Origin of the sequence: Streptomyces iakyrus (assembly GCF_000717055.1) — a bacterium.
GTDB lineage: Bacteria > Actinomycetota > Actinomycetes > Streptomycetales > Streptomycetaceae > Streptomyces > Streptomyces iakyrus.
Map to the genome: position 1 here is coordinate 15,488 of NZ_JNXI01000040.1, position 17,758 is coordinate 33,245.

At 70.7% G+C, this 17,758-nt stretch carries 22 protein-coding genes and 1 pseudogene; 16 read left to right on the forward strand and 7 right to left on the reverse strand.

The features are described from left to right. The first annotated feature begins 17 nt into the window (after nucleotides 1–17). The 4 genes from lnt to OO68_RS39790 all read left to right on the forward strand — a co-directional run bounded on the left by lnt (nucleotide 18) and on the right by OO68_RS39790 (nucleotide 4,945). Nucleotides 18–1,592, forward strand: a complete 1,575-nt coding sequence (lnt, locus tag OO68_RS39775; RefSeq protein ID WP_051814995.1) for an apolipoprotein N-acyltransferase — start codon at nucleotides 18–20, stop codon at nucleotides 1,590–1,592. Between the two features lie 18 nt (nucleotides 1,593–1,610). Further along, a complete protein-coding gene (gene lgt, locus OO68_RS39780) occupies nucleotides 1,611–2,474 on the forward strand; it encodes a prolipoprotein diacylglyceryl transferase (RefSeq protein WP_033314363.1) in 864 nt (287 codons plus the stop codon). Further along, complete coding sequence (locus OO68_RS39785; protein ID WP_033314364.1) at nucleotides 2,471–2,722, forward strand: hypothetical protein; 252 nt, start codon at nucleotides 2,471–2,473, stop codon at nucleotides 2,720–2,722. Before lgt ends, OO68_RS39785 begins: the two co-directional genes overlap by 4 nt. Nucleotides 2,723–3,343: 621 nt before the next feature. After that, nucleotides 3,344–4,945, forward strand: a complete 1,602-nt coding sequence (locus OO68_RS39790; RefSeq protein WP_237480933.1) for a peptide chain release factor 3 — start codon at nucleotides 3,344–3,346, stop codon at nucleotides 4,943–4,945. Nucleotides 4,946–5,102: 157 nt separating this feature from the next. Here the strand turns inward: OO68_RS39790 and OO68_RS39795 are convergent, their stop codons facing one another. Further along, entirely contained in the window at nucleotides 5,103–5,492 is a 390-nt protein-coding gene (locus OO68_RS39795; RefSeq protein WP_033314365.1) for a DUF302 domain-containing protein, read from the reverse strand. 262 nt (nucleotides 5,493–5,754) lie between these two features. On the opposite strand from OO68_RS39795, the pseudogene OO68_RS42810 reads away from it, so the two are divergent. Together OO68_RS42810 and OO68_RS39805 are read left to right on the forward strand one after the other, a co-directional pair. Then, nucleotides 5,755–6,395 (forward strand): annotated as a pseudogene (locus OO68_RS42810) (carbonic anhydrase). A gap of 550 nt (nucleotides 6,396–6,945) precedes the next feature. After that, nucleotides 6,946–7,263, forward strand: coding sequence for a helix-turn-helix transcriptional regulator (locus OO68_RS39805; protein WP_033314366.1), 318 nt, complete (start codon nucleotides 6,946–6,948; stop codon nucleotides 7,261–7,263). Between the two features lie 94 nt (nucleotides 7,264–7,357). Here OO68_RS39805 and OO68_RS39810 read toward each other — a convergent pair whose 3' ends face one another. The 3 genes from OO68_RS39810 to OO68_RS39820 form a co-directional block, all read right to left on the reverse strand. Beyond that, nucleotides 7,358–7,753 carry a hypothetical protein gene (locus OO68_RS39810; protein WP_033314367.1) on the reverse strand — a complete coding sequence of 132 codons (396 nt, stop codon included), beginning with the start codon at nucleotides 7,751–7,753 and terminating at the stop codon, nucleotides 7,358–7,360. A gap of 69 nt (nucleotides 7,754–7,822) precedes the next feature. Beyond that, the gene (locus OO68_RS39815; protein ID WP_051814999.1) at nucleotides 7,823–8,761 is read right to left on the reverse strand and encodes an L-threonylcarbamoyladenylate synthase; all 939 of its coding nucleotides are present in this window, start codon (nucleotides 8,759–8,761) and stop codon (nucleotides 7,823–7,825) included. A 305-nt stretch (nucleotides 8,762–9,066) separates the two neighbouring features. Beyond that, a complete protein-coding gene (locus tag OO68_RS39820; RefSeq protein ID WP_033314368.1) occupies nucleotides 9,067–9,393 on the reverse strand; it encodes a metal-sensitive transcriptional regulator in 327 nt (108 codons plus the stop codon). A gap of 478 nt (nucleotides 9,394–9,871) precedes the next feature. On the opposite strand from OO68_RS39820, the gene OO68_RS39825 reads away from it, so the two are divergent. From OO68_RS39825 to OO68_RS39870, 10 genes are all read left to right on the forward strand, one after another. Next, entirely contained in the window at nucleotides 9,872–10,159 is a 288-nt protein-coding gene (locus OO68_RS39825) for a hypothetical protein (protein WP_033314369.1), read from the forward strand. Nucleotides 10,160–10,314: 155 nt separating this feature from the next. Beyond that, the gene (locus OO68_RS39830; protein WP_063739372.1) at nucleotides 10,315–10,587 is read left to right on the forward strand and encodes a DUF2933 domain-containing protein; all 273 of its coding nucleotides are present in this window, start codon (nucleotides 10,315–10,317) and stop codon (nucleotides 10,585–10,587) included. 58 nt (nucleotides 10,588–10,645) lie between these two features. Next, a complete protein-coding gene (locus OO68_RS39835) occupies nucleotides 10,646–10,897 on the forward strand; it encodes a hypothetical protein (protein ID WP_033314370.1) in 252 nt (83 codons plus the stop codon). Next, complete coding sequence (locus OO68_RS39840; RefSeq protein WP_033314371.1) at nucleotides 10,897–11,586, forward strand: methyltransferase family protein; 690 nt, start codon at nucleotides 10,897–10,899, stop codon at nucleotides 11,584–11,586. The genes OO68_RS39835 and OO68_RS39840 overlap by 1 nt, the downstream gene beginning before the upstream one ends. A 5-nt stretch (nucleotides 11,587–11,591) precedes the next feature. Beyond that, on the forward strand, nucleotides 11,592–11,888 hold the full coding sequence (locus tag OO68_RS39845; RefSeq protein WP_033314372.1) for a hypothetical protein: 297 nt from the start codon (nucleotides 11,592–11,594) through the stop codon (nucleotides 11,886–11,888). 31 nt (nucleotides 11,889–11,919) lie between these two features. Next, on the forward strand, nucleotides 11,920–12,624 hold the full coding sequence (locus tag OO68_RS39850) for an ABC transporter ATP-binding protein (RefSeq protein WP_033314373.1): 705 nt from the start codon (nucleotides 11,920–11,922) through the stop codon (nucleotides 12,622–12,624). Further along, nucleotides 12,624–14,102, forward strand: coding sequence for an ABC transporter permease (locus OO68_RS39855; RefSeq protein WP_033314374.1), 1,479 nt, complete (start codon nucleotides 12,624–12,626; stop codon nucleotides 14,100–14,102). Before OO68_RS39850 ends, OO68_RS39855 begins: the two co-directional genes overlap by 1 nt. Nucleotides 14,103–14,277: 175 nt before the next feature. After that, nucleotides 14,278–14,766 carry a hypothetical protein gene (locus OO68_RS43345; protein WP_051814996.1) on the forward strand — a complete coding sequence of 163 codons (489 nt, stop codon included), beginning with the start codon at nucleotides 14,278–14,280 and terminating at the stop codon, nucleotides 14,764–14,766. A 100-nt stretch (nucleotides 14,767–14,866) separates the two neighbouring features. Further along, nucleotides 14,867–15,556: a response regulator gene (locus OO68_RS39865; protein ID WP_033314375.1), complete on the forward strand. Its 690-nt coding sequence runs from the start codon at nucleotides 14,867–14,869 to the stop codon at nucleotides 15,554–15,556. After that, nucleotides 15,553–16,653, forward strand: coding sequence for a sensor histidine kinase (locus OO68_RS39870; protein WP_033314376.1), 1,101 nt, complete (start codon nucleotides 15,553–15,555; stop codon nucleotides 16,651–16,653). The genes OO68_RS39865 and OO68_RS39870 overlap by 4 nt, the downstream gene beginning before the upstream one ends. A 71-nt stretch (nucleotides 16,654–16,724) precedes the next feature. On the opposite strand, the gene OO68_RS39875 is transcribed toward OO68_RS39870, so the two are convergent. From OO68_RS39875 to OO68_RS39880, 3 genes are all read right to left on the reverse strand, one after another. After that, nucleotides 16,725–17,027 carry a multicopper oxidase domain-containing protein gene (locus tag OO68_RS39875; RefSeq protein WP_033314377.1) on the reverse strand — a complete coding sequence of 101 codons (303 nt, stop codon included), beginning with the start codon at nucleotides 17,025–17,027 and terminating at the stop codon, nucleotides 16,725–16,727. Then, nucleotides 16,946–17,209, reverse strand: coding sequence for a response regulator (locus OO68_RS47050; protein ID WP_078625779.1), 264 nt, complete (start codon nucleotides 17,207–17,209; stop codon nucleotides 16,946–16,948). Before OO68_RS47050 ends, OO68_RS39875 begins: the two co-directional genes overlap by 82 nt. A 32-nt stretch (nucleotides 17,210–17,241) precedes the next feature. Continuing rightward, nucleotides 17,242–17,758, reverse strand: a 517-nt coding sequence (locus OO68_RS39880; protein ID WP_033314378.1) for a M48 family metalloprotease, incomplete at its 5' end; no start/stop codon positions are given.

Consider the following 17,758-nt stretch of genomic DNA (forward strand, 5'->3'; position numbering starts at 1 on the left):
GGGCCGGTCCTCCGCGCGTGCCCCGCCCCAGTGCGGCCACGCTCCGTTCCTGGGCAGCGGCCTCCACCGGTGGACTGCTGCTTTACGCCTCGTTCCCGCCGGTCGGATGGTGGTTCCTGGCCCCGCTCGGTCCGGCTCTGCTGATCATGGCGGTGCACGGGCGGCGCGCCCGGTCCGCCTTCGCCGCGGGCGGGATCTTCGGCCTCGCCTTCCTCGCCCCGCTGATCATCTGGCTGGCGAACCTCGGCCTGGTCCCGTGGCTCGCCCTCACGGCGGTCCAGGCCCTGTTCTTCGCGCTCGCCGCGATGCCGCTGCCCCGCTTGCTCGCGCTGCCGGCCTGGCCGCTGTACACCGCCGCGTGGTGGGTGGCCCTGGAGGCGGTACGTGGTCGGGCCCCGCTCGGCGGCTTCCCCTGGGGACGACTGGCCTTCGCGCAGGCGGATGCCCCCTATGCGGGCTGGGCCGCAGTCGGCGGCGGCCCAGCCCTCTCCTTCGTCGTCGCGCTCCTGGGATCACTGCTGGTGTACGGCGTGACGGAGTGGCGCGGCGGCCGTCGGCACATCAGCGCGGCCGTGGGCCTCGGCTCGGTCGCCCTGATCACGACACCGGTCGTCCTCCCCACCCCGGGACCATCCGGGCCGAGCGCCGTGGTCGCCGTCGTCCAGGGCAACGTCGAACGCGAGCGCACGCTGGAGGAGCAGGCCCGAGTGCGCGGCGTCGCACAAAACCATGCCCGTGAGACCAAGGCCCTGGCCGACGCCGTACGTCGCGGCGAGGTCCCACGTCCGGACGTCGTCCTGTGGCCGGAGAACTCCCTCGACGGCGATCCGGGACGCAATCCGGAGCTCGGCTCGCTGGTCGCCGACTCGGTCCGGGAACTGGACAGCCCCCTCCTGATCGGCGCCATGCTGGAAGCCCCCGGCGACCGGGCCTACAACGCCGGCCAGCTGTGGCTGCCCGGCCAGGGCCCGGCCTCCTGGTATGCCAAGCGCCAGCTCGTCCCCTTCGGCGAGTACATCCCGGCACGCTCGCTCCTCGGCGGTCTCGGCGCGCTCCAACTCATCCCCCGCGACCTGCTGCCGGGCACCTCGACGGCCCCACTGGAGGCGGGGCGGGCGCGGCTCGGTGACGTGATCTGCTACGAGATCGCGTACGACGACCGGGTCCGCGACACCGTACGGGCGGGCGCCAACCTCCTCGTCGTCCAGACGAACAACGCGACGTACGAGCGCGGCATCCAGGCCGGGCAGTCCGAGCAGCAGCTCGCGATGGCCCGCATCCGCGCGATCGAGTACGGACGCGCGGTCGCCCTCGCCTCGACGAGCGGGGTCAGCGCCATCGTCGGGCCGGACGGACAGGTCATGGACCGGCTGGGGACCTGGCGTGGCGGTCACCTGGTGGAGCGCGTGCCGCTCGCTTCGCAGCTCACCCTCTCCGAGTGGCTCGGCGTATGGCCCGAGGTGCTGCTGGGGGCGCCCGTGCTCGTCGGGCTCCTGCTGTTCGTACGGCGCGCCCGGCGCGTTGCCGTCCCGCCCACGACGACCGACGGTGGGTCCGAGCATGACCGGCAATTTACTAATCTACTTAGCTGAATCGCCTATAGTGCGGATATGCAACTCGCCGCACTGCCCAGCCCCTCGACCGGAGTCCTGTACCTGGGTCCGGTACCGCTCAGGGCGTACGCCTTCTGCATCATCATCGGCGTCTTCGTCGCCGTCTGGCTCGGCACGCGCCGCTGGGTGGCCCGCGGCGGCAAGAAGGAGACGGTCGCCGACATCGCCATCTGGGCCGTGCCCTTCGGGCTCGTCGGCGGCCGCATTTACCACGTGATCACCAGCCCGGACGCGTACTTCGGCGAGGGCGGCGAGCCCATCAAGGCCCTGTACGTCTGGGAGGGCGGCCTCGGCATCTGGGGCGCCATCGCGCTGGGCGGCCTCGGCGCCTGGATCGCGTGCCGCCGCCACGGGGTCTCGTTCCCGGCGTACGCGGACGCGGTCGCGCCCGGCATCGCCATCGCGCAGGCCATCGGGCGGTGGGGCAACTGGTTCAACCAGGAACTCTTCGGCCGCCCGACGACCCTCCCCTGGGGCCTGGAGATCTCCCCGGACAAGCGACCTGAGGGCTACGCGGACGTGGCGACGTTCCACCCCACCTTCCTGTACGAGTCGCTGTGGGACGTGGGCGTCGCGGTACTGGTCATCTGGGCCGGCGCGCGCTTCGCCATGGGCCACGGACGGGCCTTCGCGCTCTACGTGGCCGCGTACACCGCGGGCCGGTTCTGGATCGAGTACCTGCGGATCGACGAGGCGCACCAGTTCCTGGGCCTGCGGCTGAACAACTGGACCTCGGTCGCGGTGTTCGCCGGCGCCGTCGCCTACCTGGTCATCTCGGCCCGGCGGCGCCCGGGCGTGGAGGACATCACGCAGAGGGACACCGGGGCGGATGCCCCCGCAGCGGAGAAGGCGAGCGCATGAGCGACAGCAGCAGCATCAAGCACAACAAGGTCAAGATCGGGAGGGTGCACACCCGGTCCGTGCCGAACAGGATCTTCGGATGGTCCCTGTTCTGCCTGAGCCTGGTGGTCATCGTGGTGAACTGGATCGAGGAGTTCAGCGACCTGGAGGTCCTCCCCGGCGGTCACTCCGTTTTCTACCTGGCGGGCGGTGTGGTGGCAGCCGTCATCGGGCTCTGGCGGGCCGGCGTGATGGACGCGAAGTCGTAGGCGCTTCTCGCCGCATGCCCGCTCGCGGCCATCCCGACGCGTCGGTGCTCCGCTGCCCGAGCATGTGGCCAACTGGGTGGGCCGGTCGGCACGCCGCCAAGGTACGGGCCAGCTGGGGCGGAAGGTCAGGCCGCCGGTTCAGCGCGGTCGAGGTCGCGGCTGCGCCTTCGTATCAGGAACGGTCGACAGCGCCCTGACCCGATCGCGCGGGCGCCGAATCTCTGAGGGCGATCAAGAGGAGCTCCGCCGCATTACTCCAGCCCGGCGAGCGCATGGCGCCCTGAAGGCGTGACCGCTCGCACGTCGCCGATCCACGATCAGATGTGGTCAGGCCGTGGACCAGCAGGCGGACACCATGGAATATGGAGGAACCGCCCGGCGAAGGAACATCTGCCCCGAGCTCTCGACTCCGTTGAGCAGAGGACACCCCGATCCGGAGACTGACGAACAGGCACAAGGAACTGGCTGCATGGGGCACGTACCGGGTCGAGGTCGCCGCACGGTGCACATACCCGTGCCGGGAGCGGACGTCGGCGTACGGCGTCGTCCACTCTCGGTTCGGATGCCTCACCCGGCTCATGGCGCCGTGGCGGCTGCCATCACCGGTGCGGAGGCGGTGCGGTGATCCCGGACGTCAGAGCGGCTGCGGCCCATGAGGCGGCGCGGCGGCGCACCTTCGCGGTGATCAGCCATCCCGACGCGGGCAAGTCCACCCTCACCGAGGCTCTCGCGCTGCACGCCCACGCCATCACCAGGGCAGGGGCGGTACACGGCAAGGCGGGTAGGCGTCGGGTGGCCTCGGACTGGATGGAGATGGAGAAGGCCCGCGGCATCTCGATCACCGCCGCCGTGCTGCAGTTCGCGCACCGCGGGTGCGTGCTCAACCTGCTGGACACCCCCGGCCACGCGGACTTCTCCGAGGACACCTATCGCGTCCTGGCCGCGGTGGACTGCGCGGTGATGCTCATCGACGCGGCCAAGGGCCTGGAGGAGCAGACCCGCAAGCTCTTCGACGTCTGCCGCCACCGCGGCATTCCCGTGATCACGTTTGTCAACAAGTGGGACCGGCCCGGTCGTGAGGCGCTGCAGCTGCTGGACGAGATCGAGCGCGAGTTCCGCCTCAGGCCCACCCCGGTCACCTGGCCGGTCGGGGACGCCGGGAATCTGCGCGGCCTGATCGCCGTACGAACGCCCGGTCAGATGCTGCGCTATACCCGCACCCTGGGCGGAGCCCAGGAGGCCGTCGAGGAAGCGATCCCGGCCGAGCAGGCAGCGGCCGAGGAGGGCACGGACTGGGACCAGGCGGTGGAGGAGCTGGAGCTGCTGCGGGCCGCCGGCGCCGTGCACGACCAGGAGGCGTTCCTGGCGGGCCGGACCACGCCGGTGTTCTTCGGCGCGGCCATATCCAACATCGGCGTACGCCTGCTGCTGGAGGCCGTCATCGACCTCGCCCCGCCCCCGGGGCCGCGGGAGCTGGCGGGCGGCGGCACCCGCCCCGTCGACGCGCCATTCGCGGGGCTGGTGTTCAAGGTGCAGGCGAACATGAACCCCGGGCACCGAGACCGGATCGCCTTCATACGGGTGTGCTCCGGCGTCTTCGAACGCGGCATGACCCTCACGCGCGCCGCCACCGGAAGACCGTTCGCCACCAAGTACGCGCACAGCCTGTTCGGACAGGACCGCTCCACCGTCGACATCGCCTACCCCGGCGACGTGGTCGGCCTGGTCAACGCCCACAGCCTTCGGGTGGGCGACACTCTCTACGCGGGCCAGGCCGCCGTCTTCCCGCCCATCCCCTCCTTCGCACCCGAGCACTTCGCCGTCGCCCGGCCCGTCGACGTCAGCCGCTCCAAGCAGTTCCGACGGAGTATCGCCCAACTGGACGAGGAGGGCGTGGTGCAGGTGCTCGTCTCCGATCTGCGCGGCGAACAGGCCCCCGTCCTGGCCGCGGTCGGCCCGATGCAGTTCGAGGTGGTCACCGCCCGGATGGCGGGCGAGTTCTCCGCCCCGGTCAGGCTGGAGCCACTGCCGTACCGCCTCGCACTGGCCACCGATGCGGCCGGCGCCGAGGCGCTGGGCCGTTCCCGGATCAGGGGCGAGGCGCTCACCCGCGTCCGCGACAAGGCCCAGCTCGCCCTCTTCCGCAACCACTGGCAGGCCGACCTCCTCCAGCGCGACTTCCCCGGCGTCCGCCTGGACCAGCTCATCGCCGCTCACGGCTGACTCATCACGGTCCTGGCCAGGGCGCTCACCGGCACCGCCTTCCGGCCGGCCGCCTCGACGCTCATCGGCTGCCGCACGGACTGACCGCAATCCCCGAGACCACCCCGGGTGTGCGCAGGGCCCGCTCCGCAGCCCGCCTACTGCCGCGCCCGCAGCGTCACGCGAGCGACGCCAGGGCCGCCTGCAGCCGGGCGGCCGCTTCATCGGCCACCGGTTTCAGGGCCTCCAGCCGGGTGAGATCGACCATGGACTGCGGGTCCAGCACCTGGACGACGGTCCGGTCGCCTGCGCTGCGGACGACGACGTTGCAGGGCAGCAACAGCCCGATCGACCGGTCTGTCTCCAGTGCCCGGTGAGCGAGCGGCGGGTTGCAGGCGCCCAGGATCAGGTAGTCCTCCATCTCGGCGCCGAGTTTCGCACGCAGCGTCGCCGTCACGTCGATCTCGGTCAGCACACCGAAGCCCTGCTCCGCCAGTGCGGTGCGCACCCGCTCCACGGTCTCACCGAAGGGCGCCGCCACCTCGACCTTCATCCGGTCGTACGCCATGTCCGCTCTCCTTTCCTGCGCCGAATTGCCCGGGCAGACGTGCTCGAACCCGAAATACCCGGGTGGGTATTCATGGCGAGAGGCTACATCTGAAGGCGCGGCCGTCGCGGCGGGGCGGCGGCAGTGGGGTCGTATGGCCCACCGCCGCACCCCGGAGGGCCCTGCCGCCCAACTCACCGGCGTCGCCGGCACGCCCGCCTCCGCTCGCACTCCCTGTCACTCAGACCTGCAGGCGCCGGTACGCCGCGGCGCCGATCAGGTAGTGGTCGGCGCGCCAGATCCGGTGGTGGCCGCCGGTCACGAAGCCGCGCTGGCCGGTAACCAGCGCTTCGTGGCCGGCACCCCTGAGCACCCGAACCAGGACGCCACTCGCCGCGCCGAGACCGCACCGTCCCAGCAGCCCTTCGCCGTGCTGTTCGGGTGTTCCGACTCCCGGCTGGCCGCCGAGATCATCTTTGACCGAGGTCTGGGCGACCTGTTCGTGGTGCGCACCGCTGGCCACGTCATGGGCCCGGATGTGCTGGGCAGCATCGAGTTCGGCGTGGAGGTGCTGGGCTGCCCACTGGTCGTGATCCTCGGGCACGACTCGTGCGGCGCGGTCGGCGCGGCGTGCGCCGCGCTGGAGGACGGCGTGACGCCGACGGGTACGTCCGGGACGTCGTCGAGCGGGTGACCCCCAGCGTGCTGGCCGCCCGGGCCGCCGGACGGGTTGAGCCGGAGGAGATCCTCGCCGAGCACATAAGGCACACCGCCGACCTGCTGCTGGACCGCTCCCGAGTCCTCGCCGACAAGGTCGCCGCCGGCCAGACCGCCGTGGTGGGCCCGCGCTACCGCCTGGCCGACGGCAGTGCCCAACTCGTCGCCGCTCGCGGCCTCGACGCGGCTGTGCCTACGGCGTCCTGACCGCCGCGGCGCAGCCCCCCCCCCCCCAGAAACTGTCCAATATCCACTGTGAGTGAGGGGAGTTGGGACGACGGCCGACTCAGACGCCGATGGCGGCTGCGGCCAGACACGCTCATGGGGCCGACCGGTGGCCGACCCCATACTGGGGAACGGCGGCGATCCCGAAGCTTGGGTCCAAACCACGAGTCACGAAGGACGAGTACCAGGACACCTGCCTGCGCAAACGAAGGCGGCCCGGGACAACCAGAGCTATGCCCGTCCGGGCCGCCTTCACCGGCCGATTCAACCAGGTGAGTGGGCCAGACAGCACGTGACCGTGGAGCCGGGTGTCCCGACCCCACGACTGAAGGAGGTGAACCTGCGGCCTCTCGCCAGTACCGCGAGTTCACACAAAAAGGGTGAGTACCGCGGGCTGAGCCGGGCAAACACGGCCCGCCACCCGGATCACTGCCTGATCGGGGTCGCAAACATATGCACGAGATTTCCGGTATTACTCGGCCGCTGTCCGTCCCTGCGCCTAGCCTGACAGCGACAGAAAGGGCTGGTCACGATGGGCACCCGGGTCAGGCAGTGGACGTTTCTGACCAATCACGCCCGAGTGCTGCTGACCATCGCCCGCGACCCGACCGCCCGGCTACGCTCCATCGCCGCCACCTGCCGGATCACTGAGCGCGCCGCCCAGAAGATCGTGGCCGACCTGGAACAGGCCGGCTACGTCAGCCGGGAACGCGTCGGGCGGCGCAACCAGTACGTCCTGCACCCGGACGGAACCTTCCGGCATCCGGCCGAGGCCGGACTGCCCGTCCGCCTCCTCCTGGAGATCTTCACCAGCCGCGAAGCCGACGCCGAACAACCACCGTCACGGTGATCCGCCTATGCCCGCTCATCCACGCTGACCAGCCCGGATATCCCGCAGCGAAGATGTGGGAAAGCAGCTCAGCAGGATCTGCCGCGGTCGGCCGTCAGGGGACGGGAGGCACAGCGCGGGTCAGGGGTCCCACGTCTCCGTATAGGGCGGCGTGGAGTGCAGCCGCGAGTTCGCGGGCTCGGTCTTCGCTCCGTAGGCCGTGCATCATGAAGTAGATCGGTCCTGCGTAGGCGTCCAGGTCGACCTCACGGTTTTCGACCAGGCAGGTGATCGCGGCCCGGACCGCATCGTTGACGGCATCGTCGACAGCGTGGCCGGAGCCGGCAGTGAGCGTGTCCGCCTTCACGATCCACCGCTGCCGTCTTTCGGACTCGATGGCGACGAACACAGCCTGCTGCGCCATGGCCGTCCGGTACGCGTCGTGGAAGGCGTCGGTGCCGGTGGCGTCCGGAATGAGGTGGGCGGGGCAAGGAATGGGCAGCAGCTGCACGAGGGCATTGTGTGCAGAGGAGTAGATAAATCGCGTCCGGTGGCGCGAGAGGTCCACCGTCGGTGCTGGTCACGCGGTGGGCCGGGGCCCCGCGGCGCGGCGCAGCCGGTTGGCGATCGCCAGGCCCAGCCCCTCCTCCACCGGCAAGGAGGCGAGGATGAGGTCGCACCCCCGCTGGTCGAGTTCGCGCAGGAACCCGTACAGCTCGCGCGCGTAGTCGGCCAGGGACGCTGGGACATCCACCATGGCGTGCGCCTTCACCGGGGTGACGGCGAGGGACGGGGGGAGAAGGACGCCGACCTGATGCCCCTGCTCCTGCGCGAGCCGCGCCTCGTCGACGACCTTCTCCGGCTCGACCAGGACGACCCGCGCGGACGGCGCGTAGTGCGACGGGTGCTGGCCCGGCACCCGGACCTGGCTCGTGGACGGGACCTCGATCGGATACCCCAGCACCGCTTCGAGGTCCTCGCGGGTCACTCCGCCGGGCCGGAGGATGGCCGGGGTCTCACCCATGACGTCGACGATGGTCGACTCGACGCCGACCCCGCAGGGACCGCCGTCCAGGACGAAGTCGACGGCATCCCCGAGCTCCGCCCGGACGTGGTCGGCCGTGGTGGGGCTCACCGAGCCGAAGCGATTGGCGGACGGGGCGGTGACACCGCCGCCGAAGGCCGACAGCAGCGCGAGGGCAACGGGGTGGTCGGGCACACGCACGGCCACCGTCTCCAGGCCACCCGTGGCTTCCAGGGGCACCCGCCGACCACGCCGCAGGACCAGCGTGAGCGGCCCCGGCCAGAAGTGCTCAGCCAGCAGGCGCGCCGTCGCGGGCACATCCTGGACCCAGTCGCCCAGATACTGCGCGCCGCCGATGTGGACGATCAGCGGATGGGAGGGTGGACGTCCCTTGACCTGGAAGATGCGTGAGACGGCAGCGGGGTCTTCGGCGTTGGCGCCCAGTCCGTAGACGGTTTCGGTTGGGAGGGCCACCAGGCCGCCGGCGCGCACCATGCCCGACGACATGCCCGGCATGTACTGGACCGCCCCGAGCGCCGGTGGCATGCCTGACCACTCCAAGGGCGATCCTGGTCGTCAACCTGGCGGGCGGCGTTGCGGCGCCCGCCATCGGGCTCTGGCGGGCGGGCGTCATGGACGCCAGGTCGTAACCGAGGGAGACCGTGCACACACTCTGGCCAGCACAGCTCCCTTGTGTGGAGCGGCCCTGTCGACAGGGCCGCTCGTCTGCCGCTTGGGGCCGACCGGCCCCAGCGTCTCCACAGCGGCGTTCCCCGCGGACCGCCGACGAACGGCCGAGGTCACATCCGCGTCAACCGGCGCATGGCGAGGGCGAGTTCGTCGAGCCTCGCGTCGGCCTCCTCCGGGTCCGAACGGGCCGCCGTCAGCAGGCAGTTCCTGGTGTGGTCGTTGAGCAGACCCAGGGCGACCTCCTGGAGCGCCCGGGTGACGGCGCCGATCTGGGTGAGGACATCGATGCAGTACCGGTCCTCGTCGACCATGCGCGATACGCCTCGCACCTGGCCTTCGATCTTGTGCAGCCGGGACAGGTGATCGGCCTTCTGGCTGTGATAGCCCGGCGGTTCTGATACCCGCGGGCGGAGGCCGCGACCGGGGGCTGTGGTCATCGCCGTGCGCCTCCTCTCCGTCTCTCCCGTGTACGAGGTGCGGATTCCATCCTGACCGTGGATACCCCCACCACGTAGGGGCCTGCTGTCCCGTCCGCGGGGCCGACAGGCCCCTGTCTGCGGTACCGCGCGCGACACGAGGGCGGGTGGTTACCGCGCGTTTCGGCGTCGCCCTCGTCCCGGCCGCGTTTTCCTGCCCCCACTTGTCCGGAACCACCGCGAACGGGAGGACCGGCCCGTCTCGATGCCGGAGACCGTGGCGCTGCGGACGGCTAAGGAGGAACCCCCGGCACGGTGACCGGCACCCAACGGGCGGAGTCCTCGTGATGGGGCCGTTCGACCTATTACTAAGGACCTTAGCGCCATAGCATTCGCGGCCTGCGGGGACCACGGTGGATGTGTCCGCACCGGCCAGGCAAAGGCTCTGATCACAAGAGCCACAGCCCGCCGGCGGCCCGGCTCGAGAGCGGAGACGGCCATGTCGACACTGATCGGACTGGCGCTGCTGGCATGGATCGCTGTCGACACCGTACGGCGCGTCGTCGCCGCGCGGGGCCGTTGCGGCGTGCTGCTGGCCCGGCTCGGAGGCCGGCGTGCCGGCGATGGCGCTGCCGAATGTCGTTGGGTGCGCCTGGTGTTGGCGGAGCGGATCGATCGCGCCGCCTATCGCCGGGCGATGGACGAGCTCGCGCACAAGAGCCGCCAGCCCGATGTACGCACAGTGGCGATCCGTCGCGTACTCGGGGCCCGGGGACAGACGAGATGAGGCGCGCGGGGCCGTCCGGCCCTCCTGACAGAGGACCTTCGGCCCTCCCCTAGGCACGCTCAGCCCCTGCCCACCGGCCAACAACAGGCTCAGCCTGGAAATAGACCACCCGTACCGGGTGGAGGTATCCGAGACGAAGCCAAGGAGGCGACGTCATGACGAACGACAAGCGTCCGCTGTACGCACTCGCCGCAGCGATCGGGATCGTCGGGCTCGTGGCCCTGGGCGTGCCCATTGGGACGATCGTACTTCTGGCCGTCCTGGCCGCCTGCCCGCTGATGATGATCTTCATGATGCGCGGCATGCACGGTGGAGGCATGCACGGCGGACACGACCACACGGACGAGTCCACCGACCGAGACCGCGATCCGCTGCGCAAGCACGATCAAGACGGTCATCAGCACCCCTACGGCCATGGCCGCTCATAGCGCGGGATCCGGACCACCGTCGCCCCCGCCACCATGCGGCAACAGTGAGAGAGGCGCCATGACTGCCATGGTGGCGGTGCTGATCGGCTCGCTGATCCTGGCCGCCGTGGTCTACGACATCGCCCGGCTGGTGACGCCGAGTGAAAGCCGTTGCCCGCCGCTGGCCCGGATCAGGGGCCGTCGTGCCGCCCTGGAGAGCGCCGAGATGTGGCTGGTCGGACTGCGACTGCACGGCCGGATCGACGCGACCACTTACCGCACGAGGATGCACGGCCTCGCTCTTGGCGAGCGCACCCCAAGGAGGACGTGATGGCTGACGCCGCATACGGCCTGTGGCCGCTGGTGGTGCTCAACACCCTGCTGTTCATCGTCTTCGCCGCGAGCTTCTTCCATCCGAAGAGCAAGCGGGACTGGCGGGCGATGGGCGCCTACAGCGCCTTCATGGTGGCGCTGTTCACCGAGATGTACGGCACTCCGCTGACTATCTACCTGCTCGGCAGCTGGCTCGGCTCCCAGTTCCCGCTGCTGAAGGACACCCACGCCGGCGGGCACCTGTGGAACGATCTGACCAACTGGCAGGGTGACCCGCATCTGAGCCCCTTCCACCTGGCCAGCTATGTCGGCATTGCCGTCGGCTTCTGGTTGATCGCCGCCGCGTGGAGGGTGCTGCACGACGCCGCCCAGCACGACCGCCTGGCCACGACCGGCCCGTACGCCTGGGTGCGCCACCCGCAGTACGACGGCTTCCTGCTCATCATGATCGGGTTCCTGCTGCAGTGGCCCACCATCCCCACCCTGATCATGTTCCCGATCCTGGTGTACGTCTACGCACGGCTGGCCCGCAGCGAGGAGCGCGAGGTCGCCGAGAAGTTCGGCGCCGACTGGGACGCGTACGCCGCCCACACACCCAAGTTCTGGCCCAGGTGGCGCACCCGTCCGCCCGCGCCGCGCAGTGGCCCGCCGGCACGGCACGAGCGCCACACCACCGCACGGAGGTGAGGGACGTGATCGCTCTCGTCTGGTCCCTGATCGCTCTGCAGGTGCTCGTCGTCGGACTGTACGCCTACCGTCTCATCCGCCTCGGGCACCTGGGCGCCCCGGCCGAGGTGCACCCCGTCGGCCGTACCGCGATTGCCCTGGTTGCCATCTGTGCGGCCCCGGTGCCCGCGCTCCTGGCGATCGACGCCCCCGCCGCGGCCTGGGGTCTGTGGGGAGTCGGCTACACCTCCGCCGCGCTGGTGCACGCCTTCGCCGACACGATGCGCGACATCCCGTCCCGCACGTCAACGGGCACTGCCTGAGAGGCACATCCGGGAAGCCGAGGAGGGAGCCATGAGCCCCGCCACACCCGTGTCGACCGCCTACGCATCGTCGACGCAGCAACTGCAGTCCGTCCTGACCGCCACCGGGATCGAGAAGGCCTACCGGCGCGGCGTCTGGCCGGCCAGGCGCAGCCTGACGGTACTGCGAGGCGCGGATCTGTCGCTGGCCCACGGTGAGGTCGTGGGCCTGGTCGGGGAGAACGGCTCCGGCAAGAGCACCCTGATGAAGATCCTCGTGGGCGCGCTGCGGCCGGACGCCGGCACCGTGTCGTACGACGGCCGGCTGGGCTACTGTCCCCAGGAGCCCATCGTCTACGAACGCCTCACCTGCGACGAGCACTTCGAGCTGTTCGGCCGCGCCTACGGGATGGCCCCCGAGGCCGAGCGACGCGCCCGCCGGGCGATCTACGAGTCGCTCAGCTTCGAGCGGCACGCCGCCACCCGCTCCGACCAGCTGTCCGGCGGCACGCTGTCCAAGCTCAACCTCGGCCTCGCACTGCTGGCCGATCCCGAGGTGCTGCTGCTGGACGAGCCGTACGCGGGCTTCGACTTCGACACCTACCTGAAGTTCTGGGACCTCGTCGGGCAACGGCGGCAGGCGGGCCGGTCCGTGCTGATCATCAGTCACTTCGTCACCGACGAGGAGCGTTTCGACCGCATCGTGCAACTGCGAGACGGAAAGACGCAGCCGCGAGACGGCAAGGCGGTGGCGTGATGACCACCACCGGCCTGCTCATACGCCGCTACGTCAGCGAGACGGCACGCAATCCGGTCACCGTGTCGATGCTGGTCATCGTGCCGGTCGTGTTCGTGGCGATCGCCGCGCAGAAGATCGCGGACGCCGCCGAACTGCTCGGCGGGCAGGGCGGGGTGGAGGTGGAGACGGTCACCGCCGGGTGGGCGGCCGCGTTCATCTCGGCCATCGCCATGTACTTCCAGATACGCTCCGCCCGCGCCACCGACCGCCGTCTGGTGCTGGCGGGACTGGCTCCCGCCCGGCTGGTCGCCGCCCGGCTCGCCACGGGGCTCGCGCTCGCCGTCACCGCCACCGCCGCGGCCCTGGTGACCCTGGCAGCTCGCACCGGCATCGACGCACCGGGCCGGACCATTGCGGGGACGCTGATGTTCGCGGTGATCTATCTGGGCATCGGGGCTCTGGTCGGCGCTCTCGTCCCAGGGCCGGTCAACGGCACCGTCCTCGTCTTCTTCGTGTGGATCCTGGACGTCTTCCTCGGGCCGGCGTTCGGCTCAGCGGACCGGGTGGTGACGCGTCCCCTGCCGACGCACTTCGCGGCGCTGTGGATGATGGACCTGCCGTCCCGCCACGGTGGCCGCATCGGTGACCTCGGCTGGGCGCTCGTATGGACCGCCGCCGCGCTCATCGTCAGCTGGACGGTCGTCGCCGCCACCAGCCGTGCCGCACGGCCGCGCCACCGGGCGGGCCAACTGGCCACCGCCCTGCGGATGGGGCTGCGCGAAGCCGGCCGCAATCGCGTGCTGTGGGCGCTGCTGATCGCCGTGCCGACCGTCTTCATCCTGCTCGCCGCGGTCACCACCCCGGAGGAGTACCAGTCCATGCTGCTCCCCGAGAACGGCCGCCGGGTCGCGGTGCGGTTCTGGTTCCCCGACGCCCATCCCGGCTTCATGGCCCCGGTCTCCATCGCCTCGCTCGCCGCGCTCGTCGGACTGTTCACCGTCCTTCAGGCGCGCTCCGGCGACCAGCGTCTCGTCCTGGCCGGGCTGCGAGCGCGCAGCCTGCTCGTGGCCCGGCTGTCCGTCGTCGCCCTGGGTGCGCTGATCGCGACCGCGGCCTCCGTGGCCGTCACGGCGGCCCTGTTCGACGCCCGCCAATGGGGTCTCTACCTCGTCGCCAACCTCTTGCTAGGTCTCACCTACGGCCTCATCGGCGTGCTGATCGGCTCGTTCGTCGGGCGGGTCGGTGGCGTGTTCATCGCCTTCCTGGTGCCGTTCCTCGACCTCGGCATCGAGCAGAGTCCCATGCTCAACTCCGAGGTGTCCGGCCTGGGTCGGGCCCTGCCCGGCTACGGCGCCTCGCGGGTCCTGTACGACGCCGCGCTCACCGCGTCCTTCGACGAGACCGGCCCGCTGCTCATCGCCCTCGCCTGGCTCGCGGGCCTCACGTTCACGGCCGCGCTGCTGTTCCGCCGGGCCGTGCGCACCACCGCCACGTGAGGTTCCGGTCTGCCTTCACAGACGCTTCATACGAGCGCCGGTCGTTGCTTCACGGCCCGCTCCGATGCTGGTGAGTAGGGACATCGGGCCGGGACGGGGCTACGCACGCCGGGTCGGGCGCCACCGATGAACCTGCTCGACAAGTGCCGGAACACGAACCAGGGAGCCGAGAGCGATGAAGCTGAACCGTAAGGACGTGACGCGAGGACTGGTGGCGCTCGGGGTTGCCGGAGCACTCGCCGGCGGCGTCGGTATCGCGCAGGCGGCGACTGGCACGACGGGCTCGCCTGCCGCAAGCACGGCGTCCGCCTCGCCGAACCGGATGTGCGGCGGCGGCATGCACGGCATGGGGTTCGGCGAACACGCGCCCATGGACGCCGCTGCGAAGTACCTCGGCCTGAGCCGCACCGACCTGCAGAGCCAGATGCACGCGGGCAAGTCGCTCGCGGACATCGCCAAGGCGCAGGGCAAGTCGGTCTCCGGGCTCAAGGACGCGATGCTCGCGGCGGTCGAGAGCGAGCTCGACGACAACACCACGCTGACGGCCGAGCAGAGGAAGTCGAAGCTCGTGCAGGCCAAGAGCCACATCGACAGCATGGTGGACAACGCCCATGGCACCGGCGCGGGTCACGGACCGATGGGCATGCGGATGGGCAGCATGTGACACCGGCCCTGCCCTCTGTCCGAGGGTGAGTGGTTGGGTGCGGCCAGGCAGTCACGCATACGGTGCTGCCTGGTCGTGGTGTCGTTTGAGGAGTGAGCCCATGCGGCGGGTGCTGGTGGTCGACGACGAGCCGCACATCCGGAGAGTCCTGCGGGGCTATCTGGAGGCGGACGGATTCCAGGTGGCGGAGGCCGCCGACGGGGAGACGGCGCTCGCCGCGCTCCGCGGCGATCCGCCCGACCTGGTGCTCCTGGACGTGATGCTGCCGGGGATCGACGGACTGGAGGTCCTCCGGCAGCTGCGCGGCTTCACCGACACCTACGTGATCATGGTCACGGCACGGGCGGAGGAGGTCGACAAGCTCGTCGGACTCGGCGTGGGTGCGGACGACTACGTGACCAAGCCGTTCAGCCCGCGCGAGGTCACGGCCCGGGTGAAGGCGGTGCTGCGCCGCGGCAGGGGAACACAGGCCGACCAGGACGCACCGCTGCGTTTCGACGGCCTGACCATCGACCCCGCCGGCCGCGAGGTGACGGTGGAAGGGAAGCAAGTGGCTCTGTCGAGCCTTGAGTTCGACCTACTCGCCGCGCTGGCCGACGCGCCGGGCCGGGTGTTCTCACGCGCGCAACTGCTGCAGCGCGTATGGGGTTACGACTTCTACGGCGACGAGCGCGTCGTCGACGTCCACATCCGCAGTCTGCGGGCACGGCTGGGTGACGACGCGAGCGATCCCCATCTGATCGCCACGGTGCGCGGCGTGGGCTACAAGTTCGTGGGCCGGCCGCGATGAGGGCGCGCCTGCCCCTGCGGCTGTTCGTCTCCCACACCGCCGTGGCCGTGGTCGGCGCCCTCGTGGCCTATCTGACAGTACGGCTGCTCGCGCCGCATCTGTTCGACCAGCGTATGGGGATGATGAACGGCCACATGCCCGGCATGGGCCCGGCGACGGGCGCACAGGTGCACGCCGCCTTCCAGACCGCGCTCAACACCGCCCTGCTCGTGGGCGTCCTGGCCGGTGTCGCCGCCGCCGGAGTCCTCGCGGCGTTCGCCACCCGCCGCCTGCTGCGCCCGCTGGATGCCGTGCGTACCGCGACCCGGAGGATCGCCGGCGGACGGTACGACGTCGACGTCCCGCTTCCGTCCGAACCGGAACTGGCCGCGCTGGCAACCGACGTCAACACCCTCGGGCACACCCTGGCCGACACCGAGACACGGCGCACCCGCCTGCTCGGCGACGTCGCCCACGAGATGCGGACCCCCCTGACCGCACTCGACGGCTACGTCGAGGGCCTGATCGACGGTGTGTTCACCGCGAGCCCGGACACCCTGGCCTCCCTCAGCGAGGAACTGCGCCGGCTGCACCGGCTCGCCGACGACCTGTCCGGCCTGTCCCGCGCCGAGGAACAGCGCCTCGACCTACATCTCGTCGACGCCGACCTGTCGGACCTGGCCCGACGCGCCGCCGCGCGGCTCGCGCCCCAGTTCGACGATGCGCACCTCACGCTGGTCGTCGACGCCGACACGGTCGTACCGGTACGCGCCGATCCGGACCGGATCACCCAGGTACTGACCAACCTGCTGGGCAACGCCCTGCTCGCCACCCCCGCCGACGGCACCGTCACGATCAGCGCACGCGGCTCCGGCAGCCTCGGTGAGGTCGTCGTGACGGACACCGGCGTGGGTCTGGCCGCAGAGGACGTCGAGCGCGTCTTCGAACGCTTCTACCGCGCACCCGGTCAGCCCCGCCGCTCCTCCGGTTCGGGCGTCGGCCTGACGATCGCCCGGGGAATCGCACGTGCGCACGGCGGAGACGTCACGGCGTCCTCACCGGGGCGAGGGCAGGGTGCGCGCTTCACCCTCGTCCTGCCGCTGCGCCCACCCCCTTAGCGGCCCCCGTTTACACAGCGCTTGACCGCCGCTGCCGTGGCAGCGGCGGTCCCCCGGGGAGGGGATGGCGGCTACTTGACGTAGGAGAGCATGGTCAACATGCCCGCCTCCGCGTGGTAGATGTTGTGGCAGTGCAGCGCCCACTGGCCCGGGTTGTTCGCGTCCAACTCCACGGTGATCCGGCTCATGGGCGGGACGATGACCGAGTCCTTGCGCGGTCCCGGGGTGGAGCCGGTGTCCACCTGGAAGGTGTGGCCGTGCAGATGGATCGGGTGCCACATCATGGACTTGTTCACCAGGACCAGCCTGATCCGCTCACCCTGCCGGACCGGCAGGGTGCCGTCCTTCTTGCCGTTGGCGGACGCTCCCCACATACATCGAGCACGACGACGTCCGGCGCTGTCGTACGGGCCAGCTCCAACGCGTCGGCGCCGTTGCGTACGACGTCCACGGCGAAGCCCTCGCGGGACAGGTAGTCCCCGACCAGGCGGCCGAGTTCCACCTCGTCGTCGACCACCAGGGCCCGCTGGGCCGTCGGTGCCGAGTCGTCGCTCATGTCCCGTACTCCTGACGGTGTGCGCTTCAGGGTCATGGCGCCGGGCGGCCCAGCTCGGCGGAGATCTCGGCGAGTTGGTCGAGGCGGCGCTCCAGGGTGGGGTGGGTGGAGAACAGGTTCGCCACGGTCGAGCCCGGTCCGAGGGCGGGGGTGAAGAAGAAGGCGTTGAAGGCCTGCGCGGTGCGAAGGTCCTGGGTGGGGATGCGGGCGATGTCTCCCGTGACCTTGGTCAGCGCCGACGCCAGCGCGGAGGGGCGGCCGGTGAGCAGGGCGGCGGCCCGGTCGGCGGCCAGTTCGCGGTAGCGGGACAGGGCGCGGATGAGCAGGAAGCTGAGGGCGTAGACGAGGGCGGAGACCGCCATGACCGCGAACAGCAGCGCGGCGGTGTTCTGGTCGTCGTCGCGGCGGTCGCGGCCTCCGAAGAGCTGGGAGTAGAAGGCGAAGCGGACCATGAGTCCGGCGATCACGCCCAGGAAGGAGGCGATGGTGATCACCGCGACGTCGCGGTGCGCGACGTGGGACAGCTCGTGGGCGAGGACGCCCTCCAGC